At 60.7% G+C, this 15,986-nt stretch carries 17 protein-coding genes; 5 read left to right on the plus strand and 12 right to left on the minus strand.

Annotated elements, in window-relative coordinates:
- Nucleotides 1-3: 3 nt before the first annotated feature.
- From tssE to tssA, 6 genes are all read right to left on the minus strand, one after another.
- Nucleotides 4-498, minus strand: a complete 495-nt coding sequence (gene tssE / locus ACR0AC_RS11325) for a type VI secretion system baseplate subunit TssE (protein ID WP_170622524.1) — start codon at nt 496-498, stop codon at nt 4-6.
- On the minus strand, nt 491-1,312 hold the full coding sequence (locus tag ACR0AC_RS11330; protein ID WP_170622523.1) for a type VI secretion system accessory protein TagJ: 822 nt from the start codon (nt 1,310-1,312) through the stop codon (nt 491-493). The genes tssE and ACR0AC_RS11330 overlap by 8 nt, the downstream gene beginning before the upstream one ends.
- 82 nt (nt 1,313-1,394) lie before the next feature.
- Entirely contained in the window at nt 1,395-1,892 is a 498-nt protein-coding gene (locus ACR0AC_RS11335; protein ID WP_170622522.1) for an Hcp family type VI secretion system effector, read from the minus strand.
- A 92-nt stretch (nt 1,893-1,984) separates the two neighbouring features.
- Nucleotides 1,985-3,481 (minus strand): type VI secretion system contractile sheath large subunit, encoded by a 1,497-nt coding sequence (gene tssC, locus ACR0AC_RS11340; RefSeq protein WP_170622521.1) that lies wholly within the window; start codon nt 3,479-3,481, stop codon nt 1,985-1,987.
- Nucleotides 3,482-3,484: 3 nt separating this feature from the next.
- The gene (gene tssB / locus ACR0AC_RS11345; RefSeq protein ID WP_039526464.1) at nt 3,485-4,000 is read right to left on the minus strand and encodes a type VI secretion system contractile sheath small subunit; all 516 of its coding nucleotides are present in this window, start codon (nt 3,998-4,000) and stop codon (nt 3,485-3,487) included.
- A gap of 67 nt (nt 4,001-4,067) precedes the next feature.
- Entirely contained in the window at nt 4,068-5,105 is a 1,038-nt protein-coding gene (tssA, locus tag ACR0AC_RS11350; RefSeq protein WP_480873427.1) for a type VI secretion system protein TssA, read from the minus strand.
- 360 nt (nt 5,106-5,465) lie between these two features.
- On the opposite strand from tssA, the gene ACR0AC_RS11355 reads away from it, so the two are divergent.
- The 5 genes from ACR0AC_RS11355 to ACR0AC_RS11375 are packed head-to-tail and all read left to right on the plus strand — an operon-like array spanning nt 5,466 to nt 8,707.
- Nucleotides 5,466-5,882: a hypothetical protein gene (locus tag ACR0AC_RS11355; protein ID WP_480873429.1), complete on the plus strand. Its 417-nt coding sequence runs from the start codon at nt 5,466-5,468 to the stop codon at nt 5,880-5,882.
- Between the two features lie 3 nt (nt 5,883-5,885).
- Complete coding sequence (locus ACR0AC_RS11360; protein WP_480873430.1) at nt 5,886-6,506, plus strand: MotA/TolQ/ExbB proton channel family protein; 621 nt, start codon at nt 5,886-5,888, stop codon at nt 6,504-6,506.
- Nucleotides 6,507-6,516: 10 nt separating this feature from the next.
- Complete coding sequence (locus ACR0AC_RS11365; RefSeq protein ID WP_480873432.1) at nt 6,517-6,951, plus strand: ExbD/TolR family protein; 435 nt, start codon at nt 6,517-6,519, stop codon at nt 6,949-6,951.
- A complete protein-coding gene (locus tag ACR0AC_RS11370; protein WP_480873434.1) occupies nt 6,948-7,358 on the plus strand; it encodes an ExbD/TolR family protein in 411 nt (136 codons plus the stop codon). Before ACR0AC_RS11365 ends, ACR0AC_RS11370 begins: the two co-directional genes overlap by 4 nt.
- Nucleotides 7,355-8,707, plus strand: a complete 1,353-nt coding sequence (locus tag ACR0AC_RS11375; RefSeq protein ID WP_480873436.1) for a DUF4384 domain-containing protein — start codon at nt 7,355-7,357, stop codon at nt 8,705-8,707. The genes ACR0AC_RS11370 and ACR0AC_RS11375 overlap by 4 nt, the downstream gene beginning before the upstream one ends.
- A 2-nt stretch (nt 8,708-8,709) precedes the next feature.
- Here ACR0AC_RS11375 and ACR0AC_RS11380 read toward each other — a convergent pair whose 3' ends face one another.
- The 6 genes from ACR0AC_RS11380 to ACR0AC_RS11405 form a co-directional block, all read right to left on the minus strand.
- A complete protein-coding gene (locus ACR0AC_RS11380) occupies nt 8,710-10,737 on the minus strand; it encodes an adenylate/guanylate cyclase domain-containing protein (RefSeq protein ID WP_480873437.1) in 2,028 nt (675 codons plus the stop codon).
- 145 nt (nt 10,738-10,882) lie between these two features.
- Complete coding sequence (locus ACR0AC_RS11385; protein WP_480873439.1) at nt 10,883-11,800, minus strand: glucokinase; 918 nt, start codon at nt 11,798-11,800, stop codon at nt 10,883-10,885.
- Between the two features lie 4 nt (nt 11,801-11,804).
- A complete protein-coding gene (locus ACR0AC_RS11390; RefSeq protein WP_480873440.1) occupies nt 11,805-12,902 on the minus strand; it encodes an ABC transporter ATP-binding protein in 1,098 nt (365 codons plus the stop codon).
- Nucleotides 12,903-12,907: 5 nt separating this feature from the next.
- Nucleotides 12,908-13,807: a carbohydrate ABC transporter permease gene (locus ACR0AC_RS11395; protein ID WP_480873442.1), complete on the minus strand. Its 900-nt coding sequence runs from the start codon at nt 13,805-13,807 to the stop codon at nt 12,908-12,910.
- Nucleotides 13,800-14,672, minus strand: a complete 873-nt coding sequence (locus ACR0AC_RS11400; RefSeq protein WP_170622510.1) for a carbohydrate ABC transporter permease — start codon at nt 14,670-14,672, stop codon at nt 13,800-13,802. Before ACR0AC_RS11400 ends, ACR0AC_RS11395 begins: the two co-directional genes overlap by 8 nt.
- A gap of 58 nt (nt 14,673-14,730) precedes the next feature.
- Nucleotides 14,731-15,975 carry an ABC transporter substrate-binding protein gene (locus ACR0AC_RS11405; RefSeq protein ID WP_480873444.1) on the minus strand — a complete coding sequence of 415 codons (1,245 nt, stop codon included), beginning with the start codon at nt 15,973-15,975 and terminating at the stop codon, nt 14,731-14,733.
- Nucleotides 15,976-15,986: the final 11 nt, after the last annotated feature.

Genomic DNA, 15,986 nt, shown 5'->3' on the forward strand with positions numbered 1-15,986 from the left:
CGTCTAACTCCGCTCAATCGCGACTTCGCCGGTGGTCACATCGACCCGGCTGCGCAGATAGAGTTCCAGCGGCATCGGCTGTGCCCACATCACGGCGCGGATGTCGAATTCGACATGCATCTCGCCCGAGCGGTTTTCCGACCGCAGATCAACCGCGACCGAACCTTTCACGATCCGGGGTTCGAACACCTCAATCGAATCCGCAATGGATTTCCGGATGCGCTGCGCCTGCCTCAGGGTCGAAAACGCGCCCGAGGTTTCGCGAATGCCGTAGTTCAACACGGATTTCGACGCGTAGGGATAAACATCTTCGTCGATCAGATCGGACTGATCGGTGGTATTAAGCAACATGGACAAATCGCGCTGGATAATCTCTCGCAGACGGCCAACATCGATGACACGTGCATCGCGCCCTTCTTTCTTCTGATCCGGAGCGTTATCGGTCAGCCGATCCAGAAGCGAAGGCTGCAATCGTTCGGCAAGTGTCTTTTCAGCCATCTCCTGCCGCTTCCTCGGCCTCCACGGCGACGTCCAGTACCAGTTCGCGAATATCCAACAATGCGACGTCAGATTTATCTGTCGCCAACAATCGCTGTCCAAGGCCGACAAAAGTATCCGCGCCGGCATCAGCCCAGCTTGTCGCCCGTGCCAGACGCGCCGCATCGTCGCCCTGTTCGGTGGTGCCGGCATAGCGCGTCGGGATCAGTGCCGCGACCTCGCCGCCGCTGGCGACGGTCAGCGTGCACGCGGTCCAGACCGCGTCGCGCAAATCACTGGGGGGATCGATGTCCAAGCGGACGATCTGTGCAAAGGGCAGCCAGAAGTAACGGCCGTTCACGATCACTTCCAACACCGGTCCCAGACGCATGTCTGCATCGGCAATCCATTCGAACGCCTCACCGTTCACAGTGCCCGAGGTTGCCGGGGCGGCGTCGAAGGCACGCCCGCGCATCTCGGCGGCCTGATCAAAGTGCCCCCCTGCGGTCAGCTTCTGCGCTTCGATCAGATGGGCCAGCCATTCCTGCGGCTCGCCAAAAATCATCGGGGTCTTTTCCCCCGCAAACACCTTTTCGCGATAGACCTCGCAGATGATCGCCTCGCGATAGGTTTTGGCCATCATCGTGGCCGCTTCATCCATCTCGGCGCTCAGCTTCAGCTGGGTGATCGCGCGCTTCCAGTCGCCCATAACACAGAGCAGCTGAAACAGAAAAATCCGCAGCTTGGCATCTGCGGGATTGGCGCGGATCTTGTCTTGCAGAGTGGCCAGCGTGGCCGCCAGATCGCCTGATTTAAGATGCTCTTCCGGCGTCATGTAACCCTCGCGCTGTCAGGATGGTAAAAATGCGTAAAGGCCCCGGCAGCCCACGCCGCCGGGACCCATGGTCTTGCAGGGCTTAGCTGACGTCGCCGGTTTCCAGGTTCCACAGGAACTCGGTCGGGCTGCCCAGTTTGCCGGTGTTGAAGTCAGCTTCTTTGTACTGAATCTGGATACCACGATAAGCGATGGTCCAGTTTTCCGACGGGATCGAATCCTCGCCGCCATCGACCGAGTAGCTGTCGATGATTGCGTGGCGCAGGGTGAAGATCAGATAGGGCTCCATGCCTTTCTTGTCGTCATCGCCCGACCGGCACAGATGAACAGTCATCTCTTTGGTCGCTTTGCCCGATGCAACATACAGCATCAACTTGGGGGATGCCTTGCTCAGCTCGGTTGTCATGGTGACTTTGCCGAAGTTGGCGTTGGCATAGCCACGCTGGGTGGTGCCCAGGTCGGCCATGTCCAAGGTGCGGGCAACTTCCCATGCCAGCGTCTTACAGGCGATCCAGTCCTTGTGACCTTTCTCACGTGCTTCACCGGGGATTCCGTCGATTTTTACGAATACGTTTTCCATTTTGCCTTCCTCTAAGGTTTATGGTTCCGGTTTACGGAAATCTGATTCTGGCGGCAGTGAAACAATTCACATCCCGCCAGGATTTTTGACTTTTATGCGCCTTTTTCTGACGGAAGTTTCGATACGAGACGTAGCGAGACCGACAGACCTTCAAGCTGATAGTGCGGACGCAGGAAGAACTTGGATGTGTAATATCCGGGGTTGCCTTCCACGTCCTCTACGACGACCTCGGCCGAGGCCAGCGGCTTGCGGGCTTTTTCCGCTTCGGCCGAGACATCTGCGTTGAAGTCCACATACTGGTTGATCCAGTCCTGCAGCCAGGTTTCCATGTCCTGACGGCTTTTGAACGAACCCACTTTGTCGCGCACCATGCATTTCAGGTAATGCGCGAATCGGCAGGTCGCGAACAGGTAAGGCAGGCGCGCGGCCAGGTTGGCGTTCGCGGTTGCGTCCGGATCGTCATATTCGGCCGGTTTGTGCAGCGACTGCGCGCCGATGAAGGTCGCCGAATCGCTGTTCTTGCGGTGGATCAGAGGCATCATGCCGTTTTTGGCCAGTTCCGCCTCGCGCCGGTCCGAGATCGCGATCTCGGTCGGGCACTTCATGTCCACGCCGCCATCGTCTGTCGGGAACGTATGCGCCGGCAGGCCTTCGACCGTACCGCCGCTTTCCACACCGCGAATGCGCGAGCACCAGCCGTATTCCTTGAACGAACGGTTGATGTTCACCGCCATGCCATAGGCTGCGTTCACCCAGCTATAGCTTTCGCTGTTGGCACCGGTGGTGTCTTCCTCGAACGCGAACTCTTCAACCGGTTCGGTTTTCGAACCATAGGGCAGACGACCCAGGAAGCGTGGCATCGCCAGACCGACATATTTGGCATCTTCACTGTCGCGCAGCGACCGCCATGCGGCATATTCCGGGGTCTGGAAGATCTTGGTCAGATCGCGCGGGTTGGCCAGTTCCGACCAGCTGTCCATCTGGAACAGGCTGGGCTTGGCGCCGGTGATCAGCGGCGCGTGGGCCGCGGCTGCGATCTTGGACATCTCGCCCAGCAGCTCGATATCCTGCGGGCTGTGGTCGAAATGGTAATCCGCGACCAAAGTGCCGTAAGGCTCGCCGCCGAACTGGCCGAATTCCTCTTCGTAGAGCTTCTTGAAGATCGGCGACTGATCCCACGCGGTGCCTTTGAACTTGCGCAGGGTCTTGTGCATGTCCTTTTTCGAGATGTTCATCACGCGGATTTTCAGCATCTCGTCGGTTTCGGTGTTGTTCACCAGATAATGCAGACCACGCCACGCGCTTTCCATCTGCTGGAAATCGGCATGGTGCAGGATCAGGTTCACCTGCTCGGTCAGTTTCTTGTCAATCTCGGCGATGATCCCTTCGATCGAGCGCAGAGCGTCGTCCGAGATCAGGCCGGTATTGGCCAGCGCCTGTTCGGCCAGCGTCTTGACCGCGCTTTCAACAGCGGTTTTCGCCTGATCCGATTTGGGGCGGAACTCTTTGGTCAGCAGCGCCTCGAATTCCGAGGATCCAAATGCTGTCGCGCCTTCGGCGGCTTCTACCTTGGCTTCTTCTTCGGCCATCTTTTACTCCTCCTCGGCGGCGTCGCCGCCCGGTTTGGGCTGGGCTGCCAGTGTCTTCAGCAGGCTCGGGTCCTGCATGATCTTGGAAATCAGATCCTCGGCCCCGGTCTTACCATCCATATACGTCATCAGGTTGGACAACTGCGTGCGCGCATCCAGCAGCTCTTTCAGCGGTTCGACCTTGGCGGCGATGGCCGCCGGGCTGAAATCATCCATCGATTCAAATGTGATATCCACGGCCAGATTGCCCTCACCCGTCAGGGTGTTCGGCACGGTAAAGGCCGCGCGCGGGGCCATCGACTTCATCCGGTCATCGAAATTGTCGACATCGATCTCCAGAAACTTGCGGTCGGCCACGGCGGGTTGTTCGACCTCGGACTTGCCCGCCAGATCGCTCATGACGCCCATGACAAAAGGCAGCTGTACCTTCTTCTCGGCCCCGTACAGTTCAACATCATATTCGATCTGAACCCTCGGAGCCCTGTTCCGGGCTATAAATTTCTGTGAACTGTCAGCCATCTGATGCTCCTCGATTCATCCATCAGTTTTTACTTGCAATCCGCTGTACCGGCGCAGCCGGACCGGATTAATAATCGTCGTCGTCCTGCTTGAGACCGCCAATCTGACGGACCTCATCCAGACCTTCCTTCGCCATGTCTTCGATAATCGTCAGAAAATCGGCATTAACAAGGCGCTTTGCACGTTCCAGCAGGACCGGCAGCGGGCTGGACGGCTCGCAGCGTGCATAATAGTCCATGATGCGATCCAGCATCATCGTGACATCATCGGGCGAGTTGATCGCACCGCCCCCCGACGGCCCCGGTGCAGCAGCCCGCGCCGCCGCCGGGGCAGCGCCCGCGTCGGTGTCGCCGGCATCATCCTCGTCCACCTCACCCACATCGGCATAGCGCGCCAGCGCCTGTTTGATGTGTTTCAGGACATCGGTCAGCGGTTCAAGATCGGGGCCTTCGCCGGGTGTCTTGTCGGAAAAGACCGCATCGATTGCGGCCACATCGTCCAGCGCGCCCGCAACCGCATCGGCATTGGCCGCCAGAACCTCATCATCGGTATCCTTGAACGCCGCCGCGACGCTGGTGGCATCGGGAATGTCATCCATGTCCGGCGGCATGTTGATCTTGCCCTCGGCCACCTCAAGATGGCGCAGGGTCATGTGGCCAAACATCCGGCTTTCGGTCAGGCCGGTGCGGCGCAGCGCCCGCACGATGCGATCGGTCGAGGCCAGCCCGCGCACCGCATTGATCCGCATCGTGGCATCGCCATCATCTTCGTCCAGTTCGGGGTGGCAGCTGTCCCAGAACTCTTCCAGCAGCGATTTCACATACCCGACCGAGGTCGCAAAGGCGGGCAAGCCCTTGGTGTGCAGCACCGCCTCGGCCAGATAGACCGCGGCGCGCAGGTCGTGACTTTTGTCCATGACCGCCAGCGATTTGCCTTCGACATCGCCCCAGTCCTGTTCTTCCGCCGCGACAACCTCGTCGCCCATCTGACGTTCTTCGCCGGGCTGCGCGGCAATCTCCAGATCTGTGAACGCAGGATCGTATTCCAGATTCTCGCCACTCGGGGCATCATCCCCCCTGGGTTCCAGATAAGACGTTAGATCCATTTTTTCCCCGTTCGCATCTGACTTTTTCGTCGATTCTTGTTCTCTTGCACCGCTTAGCGCAGCGTGTGGTCCCGTGTGTATGAATTTGTTCACAGGAGTTAAAGACTGGCAAACACTTTGCTATTTATCTGCATTCTGTGTGGTTAATCCGCCGCATTGGCCCGGTTATGTCGAACTTAACATACATATTCGCCCTTGCGCTACGGGGCGTGTTCAAAACGCCGCCCGGTTCAAGCTTTCACGAACCGCGCAGTTTTATCTTCCCGGTCTGGCCCTGTTGCTGCAATGATCGGACAGGGTCCTGACGTCACCACAGGGCTCAAAATCAATGCCGTCGCACATAAGAACAGGGAACCAAACATGAGACCAGGGATTATCGCCGCCTTCCTGCTGGCGCTGTCGCCCGTGATCGCGCACGCGGATGAGGGCAAACTGTCGATCGAGCTGAACAAGTTCGAACCCGGTGAAACCGGCGGCTGCCGCGCCTTTTTCCTGTTCCGCAACCAGACCGGCAACAGTTTCGAAGAGTTTGAGATGTCGCTGGCCATTCTGGACGGCAATGGCGTGATCGACCGGCTGCTGTCCATCGACGCGGCCCCCCTGCCCGTCCAGCGCACGGTTCTGAAACTGTTCGAAATCCCCGAGATCGACTGCGCCAACATCTCCGAGGTTCTGCTGCACGACCTGCCTGCCTGCACGCCGCAGAATTCCGAGCCCATCGATTGCTTCCCGCTGCTGGCGCTGGACAGCAAGACCTCAGCCAGCCTGGCGCAATAAGCCATGTTGGGGTTTGAAAATCTGGGCACCGGCGGCCCGATCCTGATCGTTCTTGGCGCATTGTCATTGCTGTCGCTGACCGTGATCGCGTTCAAGGTCATCCAACTTGCCCCGGTCCGATCCGGCGCAGCGGCGCGCGATGCGGCCCTTGTGCAATGGTCAAACGGTGACAGGCAGGGCGCACAGTCGGTTTTGGCGTCGGGCAAATCCCCGGCAGACCGGGTTTGCGCCTATGCGATGCAGGCGCTGATCGACGGCTTCAAGGGCCCGGCCCTGACCGCCGAACTGACCCGGCGCGGCAATCTTGAGTTCACGGCGATGAACACATGGATACGGGTGCTGGAGCTGATCGCCATGATCTCACCCCTGCTGGGCCTGCTGGGTACGGTGACTGGCATGATCCAGTCGTTCCAGGAACTGGAACTGGCGCAGGGTTCGGCCAATGCCTCGGTCCTGGCGGGCGGGATCTGGCAGGCGTTGCTGACCACCGCCGCCGGGCTGCTGGTGGCCATCCCTGCCGCCATCGGGGCATCCCTGCTGTCGGGCCGGGCCGAGGCCGGGGCGCAATCCATCGAAAACGCGGTGGGTCGCCTGATGGTACTTGAAGAACGCGGCGCGCATTAAGGGGCCATCGATGTCGCGCGAGATCAGCCTGAGCAGACGCACACCATCACGGCCAGTGATCTCACTGGTGCCGATGATCGACGTGATGCTGATTCTGCTGGTCTTCTTCATGGTGACCTCGACCTATCTGAACCTCGACATGATCCCGGCGCTGGCGCAATCCGACCGCCCTGCCCCCGCCTCGGCGACAAGCGGCCCGGATGCCTCGGGCGTTCTGCTGATCCGCATCGGCGCGGATGGTGCCCCGCATTTTCAGGGCAAAGCCCTTGAACCGGACGCGCTGACCCTGCTGCTGCGCGACCGCCTGACCCAGAACGCAGCGACGCAGGTGATCATCCTGCCCACCGGCAGCGCCCGGCTGCAATCGCTGGTCTCGGTGATGGATGTGGTCACGCAGGTGGGTGTCGCCAATCTGCGTGTTGTCCGGCTGGAGGCGCGGCCATGAGGATCACGCGCCCCGCGCCCCGCAATCGCCCCGAGACAATCATTGCCCTGATCGACGTAGTGTTCTTTCTGCTGGTCTTCTTCATGCTGATCGGCCGGATGGATGCAACCGCCCCGTTCGACGTCTTACCCCCCGTCGCGCAAACCGGTGCGGATATGCCTGCGGGCGGTCTGACCCTGTCGGTCAGTATCGACGGAACCTTCGCGCTGGACGGCACCGAAGTGACCAGCGCGGATGCCCTGCAACAGGTTCAGGCGGAATTGGACAAAAACCCCGACCTGCTGATCCGCATCAACGCCCATCAGGACGCTGCCTTGCGCGAGGTTCTGCCGCTGATCGCGGAATTCGAAGCATTAGGCGCGCGCGATGTGGTTCTGGTCGTCACCCCGCCGGGGCCGATCCGATGAGGCGCGCGCCGCTGATATGGGGCGCGGCCCTGCTGTGTTCGGTGGCGCTGCATGCTGTGGCTGGCGTGGTTCTGCTGCACTCGGTCGACCCGGAACCGGTCACAGAACAACCCGTGCCCGAAACCCGGATGCAACTGTCAGCGCATCAGGTGACCCAAAGCACCGCCGTTGAGGCGCAACCCGAGGCCACCACAGCCGAGAACGCAGATGCAACAGGTGCGCAACTGCAACAAGGCGCGATCCCGCAATCCTCGGCCACGGCCATCGCGGCTCCATCCGTTGAACTCAGCGCCGAGGATCAGACCGCACGCGCCGAGGCCCTGACCGCGGTTCAGGATGCCCCCCTGCCGCTTGAGACCGCCGAGGTCGCAGCCGCGCCCCTGATTGCCGCCAGCCTGCCGCTGAACGCGGCTGAGGCCGGGATTGCACCGACCCAGGCGGTGGCCCTAGCGGCCCCCAAAGCAGAAAGCGCGACAGCGGTCGAGGCGCAGCCCGTGGCATTGACCCAGACGGTCCCCGAAACGGAAACGGCCAAGGCCACCGACGTGTTTTCGGCCACGGGCGATGGCCCGGTCGATCCGGTCAGCCTCGCCGCGTTCCAAAGTTTCACAAGGCCCGAGGATGTGGGCCAAAGCGCGCAGGATCTGCGCGACGGGATCGACGGGCTGCTGTCTCAGGTGCCTTGCGCCCGGTTGCAGGTTCAGTTCCAGCCCGAGACCAACACGCTGGAGCTGATCGGCCATATCCCCGAGGACGGCCTGCGCGCGCCGGTCCTGTCTGCCTTGCAGGCCCGGATGGGTAAAAACATCCGGGTGGCCGACAATCTGCTGATCCTGCCGCGCCCCCAATGCGGCGCGCTATCCGGGATCGCATCCGTCGGCCTGCCGCAATCGACGGACCAGATCACCAACTCGCTTCTGGTGGGTGAGGACGTTCATGCACGCGAGTTCATATATACCCAAGGCCAGCAACTGGTGCTGGACCTGACCGGGGCTGACTACGACGCTTATGTCTATGTCGATTATTTCGACGCTGCCGGTCAGGTGATCCATCTCAGCCCCAACAGTTCAGCCCCATTGACGCGAACGCCTGCCAAGGCGGCGCTGAAGATCGGAGCCGAGAAACAGGGCGATCCCGGCCTGTTCATTACCATCGGCCCGCCCTACGGGCAGGAAATCGCGGTGGCCTTCGCCTCATCCGTGCCTTTGTATGAAGGGGAACGGCCCCTTGCCGAACCCGCCGGTCCGTATCTGGATTTCCTCAGGCAACGCGTTGCCGATGCCCGTGCCGAGAACGCGGATTTCAAAGGTGAATGGGTCTATTTCTTCATAACAACCGCCGCCCGCTAGGCTCAGGCGGTCTGCACAGGATCAGCCTGCTGGGCGGCGGCGCGTTTCATCATGATAACCGACGCCGGATCACCCCCGCGCAAGCTGTCGGCCTTTTTGAAGGCGGCAATAGCCTCAGCAAAACGTTCGGCGCGGAAGTGGGACAGGCCGGTCTCATACGCGTCGATCCACTCACGGGGCCCAGTGAAACTGTCCGCCATGGCGATCAGTTCAAACACCACCAGTTCCTTCGACCGGCCCATGATCTCTACCGTGTCCAATTCGCGCACCACGATGGACTCGCCCGCCTCGCGCCGGGTCTCGGGACCGATGATGATCGAGCTTCCGTAGCCCTTGTTCGCCCCTTCCAGGCGGCTGGCCACATTCACAACGTCACCAATCGCGGTGTAGTTCAACCGCTGCTCGGACCCGATATTGCCGACCAGCGCCTCACCACTATTCAAGCCGATCCGCACGCGCAACGCATTGTCGTTTTCGCGTTGAAGGCCCGATTTTTCCACCACATCGATCAGTTCAAGCGCGGCGCGGCAGGCATGTTCGGCGTGATCCGGGTTCGCCCGGGGCGCGCCCCAAAAGGCCATCACCGCGTCGCCGATGAACTTGTCGATGGTCCCGTCATGCCGTTCGATGGTGGAGGAGGCCGCGCTGAAAAACGGCTCCATCAGTTCCACGATCTTGGGGCCGTGCTTTTCGGTCAGACCCGTAAAGCCCGACACATCGCAGAACAGAACCGAGATCTGTTTGGTCTCGCCCCCCGGCTGGGTCTTGATCCCTTCGGCCACCAGCATCCGCACCAGATCGGTCGGCACGTATTTGCGGAAGGCCGACAGACCCACAGCCATGCTGGCCGTTGCGGCCGACAGGTTCTCCAACTCGGTCAGGCGCGAGGGGCGGCGCGAGACCTGTTCGACGTCAAACCGTTCGATCCGGCTCAGGTCCTCGGCCACGCGGGACAGCGGGTTCGCCACCACGTGGCGCACGAACCAGATCGCCAGACCGATGGCCACAACCACGACCCCAAGCAGGATATAGACCAGATTGACCAGCGTCCGGTCGATCCCCGACAGGAAAGCCGATTCCGGGATCACCGTAGCAACCCGCCAGCCGTAAAACCCCAGCGGCGTCAGCGCCACCGCATAAGGCACGTCGTCATAAACGATCCGCTTGGTCACCGGGCCGGGCGTCTTGTTTTCCGCATCCGCCATCAGCCGTTCGCCCGAGATCTTGGCAACCTCATACAGCTCCCCCTCACCCATCCGGGCCGGAGTGACCTCGTCCGCCTTGGGATCGGGAATGGCGATCACCTTGCCATCGGCGTTCAGGATAAAGGCCGCGCCGAACTCTCCCGGGCGCAACGAGCCCAGAAAGCGCGAAAGCCGATCGGTGTCGATGGCCACAGCCAAAACACCCTGCCGCTGACGGCGCACGTCAATTGGACCGGCAAAGGCATAGACGGTCTTGTCGCTGTCCGGCAGGTCCCGCACCTCGATCCAGTCGGGCGTGTCACGGGTTATGAAATTGCGGTACCAGGCATGCGCGCGTGGGTCGTATCCGGTTTCGGTAAAGCTGCGTTCCTCGAACTGGATATCGCCGGGGATGAAGATGTAGCGATCCTTGCGCAGTTGCCGGTCGCGGATATTCTCGTCGATCTCGATCATCTCCAGCCCGCTATCGCCCAGACGATGGGCCGCAAAGAAATTGCCGTCGGGCCAGCCGAAGGTGATCCACGAGATATTGGGCTGCGCCTGCAGCTGCGACAGAAACACAAACTCGCGCTTGTCGGCCTGACGGGTCTGGATGACGTTCTGGATAAAGATGGTCCGCACCGCGGCCCAGGCGGCCTCGGCCGATCTGAGGGTCAGTCCCAGTTCGGTTTTTACGGTGTTGGCGATCTGGCCATTGATCTCGGCCGCCAGCATCCGGCTGTTTTCCCGTGCCGTGGTCCACCACAGGGAATGCACGACAAAGGTCGATACACCGATCGACAGGGCAACAAGTATAGATACGGCGATCCCGACACTGACACGCATTTTGGCTCCACAACGGCCCTTGCCGGCAGGAACAAAACCTCTCTGCCGCAAGGTCGGGCCGAGCTTAGTGGGTGCACCACGCCGTTACCAGACGGTTGAGTCCGATATCCCAACTTGTTTACTTGACGTTGAACGAAACCGGGTTTCAGGCCAGTGATGCGCAGCCTGTTAGCGCCGCCGCATCGTCATCGATGATCCAGACCGAAGGCGAAAGCGATACATAGTCGTTTTTCTGTAACAAAGCTGCGCAGCAAATCTCGGCCCGTTTGCCCACAAGCGAGCTGCGCGCAACGCCCCCGGCCAGAAAGATTCCATCGGTGGGCAGGTAGGCCACCTTCAATTCACGCAGCAACACGCCGATCAGATGCGCATAGCCGTCTAGCGCCGTGTCGAAGGCTTCGTTTCCGGGTTCGCCAGTTTTGGCGATATAGGGCGTGGCACTGTCAACGCGCTGCCCTGTGACCAAGGACAGGAACTTGCGGCGGCCACGGCCCGAGAACAGCGTCTCGACCGTGGGAAAGGCTGCGGACAGGCCCGGTTGCACGTCCTCCAGCGCGGCGCTGACCGAGCTATAGAGGCTCGCATGTCCGGCCTCGACCGGCGGGCAGACCGTCCGGTCGCCCAGATCGACCGCCGGGCTGACGTTGAAACCGGTGCCGATCCCCACCACCAGCGCCTGTGGTTGCTCAGAGCCCAGTGGATCATTTTCCACGACAGACAAAAGCTGCGCAGGTTTCAGGTGAAAGGCCGCGTGGCCCAAAGCGGTCAAATCATTGATCACACGCACCCGCGCGCCCGAAAAGCGCGACGACAAGGCCGCCCCATCAATCACCCAGTCCAGATTGGTCAATCGGCCCTTGTTGCCGCTGACCGGCCCGGCCATGGCAACCACGATCTGGTCGGGGTCGCGGGCACCGACCTCATCGAAATACGCCAAAATCACATCCTCGAACCTGGCGTAGTCCGCGTTTTTGTAGCCCTTGGCGTTTTCGATCAACACGGAACCGGCCCCTGTCAGGGCCAGCCGCGTGTTTGTGCCGCCAATATCCGCAACCAGTCGCATGGGGTCAGTTCAGCCGCTCGCCGGTTTCTTTTGCGAAATACGACACTTTGCTCATGTCGATGGCAAAGTTCAGCATCTCTCCGGCCTTGGCGCTGGTTTCGGCGTGCAGCCGAGCAGTGACCTGCTTGCCGCCCAGTTCCGAGACCACATAGGTATCGGCGCCCGCCGGTTCGACCATATCGACCAGGCATTCGGCCTCTTGCACCCCTGCCCCGGCGCGGAACCCGGCCTCGGCGATGTCCTCGGGCCGCAGGCCAAGGATCACGTCCTGCGGCAGCGACAGATCGCGGGCATCGTTCAGAACCAGCGTCTCGCCGGTTTCGCGCGCAATCGAGATCTGCGTGCCCGAGCCGCTGTTCGACGCCTGCGCCGGGATCAGGTTCATCGCGGGCGAGCCCATGAAATCGGCCACAAACAGGTTGGCCGGGTTGTTGTAGATCTCGGCCGGGCTGCCGATCTGCTGCACGACACCGCCCTTGAGAACGACGATCTTGGTCGCCAGCGTCATCGCCTCGATCTGGTCGTGGGTCACGTAGACGATGGAGGCATCCAAAGTCTGGTGCAGCTTCTTGATCTCGGTCCGCATCTCGACCCGCAGCTTGGCGTCGAGGTTCGACAGCGGCTCGTCAAACAGGAACAGTTTAGGATCGCGCACCAGCGCCCGGCCCATCGCCACCCGCTGACGCTGACCGCCCGACAATTGGCTGGGGCGGCGGTTCAGCAGCGGCTCGATCTGCAGCAATTGGGCCACCTGTTTCAGTTTGGCCTCCTGCGTCGCCTGATCGACCCCGCGCACTTTCATGCCAAAGGTGATGTTCTTGGCCACCGACATGGTCGGATACAGCGCATAGGACTGGAACACCATCGCGATATCGCGGTCCTTGGGGCTGACATGGGTCATGTCATTGCCGCCGATGGACAGCGTGCCGCCGGTGATCTCCTCCAACCCCGCGATACAGTTCAGCAGGGTGGACTTGCCGCAGCCCGACGGCCCGACCAGCACCAGAAAGTCACCCGGATCGATCGAGATGTTGATGTCCTTCAGAATCTCGGTCGCGCCGTAATTCTTGTACAGTTTGTTGATGTCGAGAATAGGAGCCATGGGTCTTATCCCTTCACAGAGCCAGCGGTCAGGCCGCGGATGAAATACTTACCGGCAACGACATAGACGAGCAGCGTCGGCAGCCCCGCGATGATCGCGGCGGCCATGTCGACGTTGTATTCTTTGACGCCGGTGGTGGAGTTTACGATGTTGTTGAGCGCCACGGTCACGGGCTGTGTGCCCGCCTGGCTGAACGACACGCCGAACAGGAAGTCGTTCCAGATCTGCGTGAACTGCCAGATCACGGTCACAACGATGATGGGCAGTGACAGCGGCAGGAAGATCGACCAGAAAATCCGCAAGAACCCCGCCCCATCGACGCGCGCGGCCTTGGTCAGCTCGGCCGGGATGGTGACATAGTAGTTGCGGAAAAACAGCGTGGTGAAACCCAGCCCGTAGATCACGTGGACAAAGATCAGGCCCGGAATGGTTCCGGCGATCCCCATCATGCCCAGCAGCCGCGCCATCGGCAGCAGAACCACCTGAAACGGGATGAAGCAGCCAAACAGCATCAGCGAGAAGATGATATTCGCCCCCTTGAACCGCCATTGCGCCACGACATAACCGTTTAGCGCGCCCAGCAGGGTCGAGATGGCCACCGCTGGCACCGCGATCAGGACCGAGTTCCAGAAGTATGGCCGCAGGCCTTCGCATTGGATACCGGTACAGGCCCCGGACCAAGCGGTTTTCCACGCGTCGAAGCTCACCTCTCGCGGCAGCGAAATCAGGCTGCCAGTGCGGATTTCCTCAAGGCTTTTCAGCGACGTGGTCAACATCACGAACAGCGGCATCAGGTAATACAGCGCAAACAGGCCCAGCAGGACGTAAAGCAACCAACGCAAGGCAATCTTGCCAAAGGCGCTCTGTTGGCGGGTTTGGGTTTGGGGCATCGACAGATCAGTCATTTTTCGCCCTCAGCTCTGAATAAAGATAGGGAACCACGATGGCAAAGACGACCAGCATCATGATCATCGCGGACGAGGCCGCCTGACCGATGTCACCGCGCGAAAACGCCATGGCGTACATATAGGTCGCGGGCAGATCGGTCGCGTACCCCGGACCACCGCCTGTCAGGGCAATGACAAGGTCAAAGCTTTTGATCGCAAGGTGAGCCAAAACGATGAAGGCGGACAGGAAGATCGGGGCCATCGACGGGATGATGATCGCCGTATAGATGCGCCATGTGGGGATACCATCGACCTGCGCGGCCTTGATGATCTCACCATCCACCGACCGCAGACCAGCCAGAAACAACGCCATGACAAAGCCCGAGCTCTGCCAGATCGCGGCCATCACAATGGTGTAGATGGCGTAATCGGGGTTCACCAGCCAGTCGAATTCGAAGTTTGTGAAACCCCAGCCTTGCACCATGGATTCGATCCCCAAACCGGGGTTCAGGATCCACTTCCACGCCGTGCCGGTGACGATCATCGACAGCGCCATGGGGTACAGGTAGATCGTACGGATCGCCCCTTCGACGCGGATCTTCTGATCCAGCAGGATGGCCAGCAACAGGCCCAGCACCATCGCAATCACGATGAACAGCGCGCCAAAGATATACAGGTTGTTGATTGCCGTATCCCAGCGGGGCGAATCGAACAGGCGTTCATATTGGATGAAGCCGTTGATCTCGTATTTCGGCAGTAGTTTCGATCGGGTTAGTGACACCCAAGCCGTCCATCCGATAAAGCCGTAGACAAAGATCAATACGGCAATGAACGACGGTGCCAGCACCACCTTGGGCAGGTGGTTTTCCAGCCATTCGGACATTTTAGCCTCCGGGGAAAGGTGCTCTGCCCCGTCAGTATAAGGGGCAGAGCGATTTGGATCAGTAGCTGTTTGCCACTGCGGTCGCCAGTTGCTGAACTGCGTCAGCCGACGACATATCCGAGTTGAAATGCGCGGTCACAACATCCGTAATCGCACCGGACTGCGACCCGCGCAGCGCCATGCCGTGGGCATAAGACGGCAGCAGCGAACCTGCGTCCGAGGTCGAACCCATGTCTTCGGCCGACAGGTTGGCGCAGATGTCAAAGTCATCCAATGCCACGTCGGTGCGTGCCGGGATCGAGCCTTTGTTCAGGTTGAATACTTTCTGGAAGTTCGGCGCAACGATCAGCTTGGCCAGCAGGTCCTGACCGGCTTTCTTGTCATCGCCGTCCACGTCGAACATGGCAAAGCTGTCAACGTTGTACAGGTAGCCGTCACCGGGGGTCGAGGCACACAGGAAGTCCTCGCCGGGCTTTTTGCCAGCCGCCAGAAACTCACCCTTGGCCCAGTCGCCCATGATCTGGAACGCCGCTTCGCCGTTCATGACCATCGCGGTGGCAAGGTTCCAGTCGCGGCCCGAGAAGTTCTCGTCCACGTAACCACGCAGGGTGCGCATCTGGTCGAACACCTGAACCATCGTGTCCGAGGTCAGCGCGTCGGGGTCCAGATCAACCAGAGCTTTCTGGAAGAACTCGGGCCCGCCAATGCCCAGAACCACGGTCTCAAAGACGGTCGCGTCCTGCCACGCCTGACCACCATGGGCCAGCGGGATCACACCAGCGGCCTGCAGCTTGTCGGCAGCGGCGTTGAATTCATCCCATGTGGTCGGCATCTCGATGCCGTTTGCCGCCAGAACGTCTGCGTTAGCCCAAATCCAGTCGACACGGTGCACGTTCACAGGTGCCGCGCACCAGGTGCCTTCGCACTGCATGTGACCGGCGATCGAGGCGGGTAGCACATCGGCCCAGCCTTCGGCCTCGGCGACGCTGGAAATGTCGGCCAGAACACCCTCTTCATACCATTCCTGAATGGCAGGGCCTTTCAGCTGAACGGCGGTCGGTGCGTTACCGGCCAGAACCCGGGCGCGCAGCGCGGTCATCGCCGCGTCACCGCCGCCACCGGCAACCGGCATGTCGGTCCATGTACCGCCGTTCGAGGCGAACTCTTCCTGCAATACGGCCACCGATTTGGCCTCACCACCCGATGTCCACCAATGCAGAACTTCGGCCTGCGGCTCGGCCACAACAGACGACGCGGCCGTAATGGCCAGTGTCGAAACGGTGGCAAATGCAAAACGATTCATTATGTGTCTCC

This window comes from Ruegeria sp. H7 (assembly GCF_056532945.1).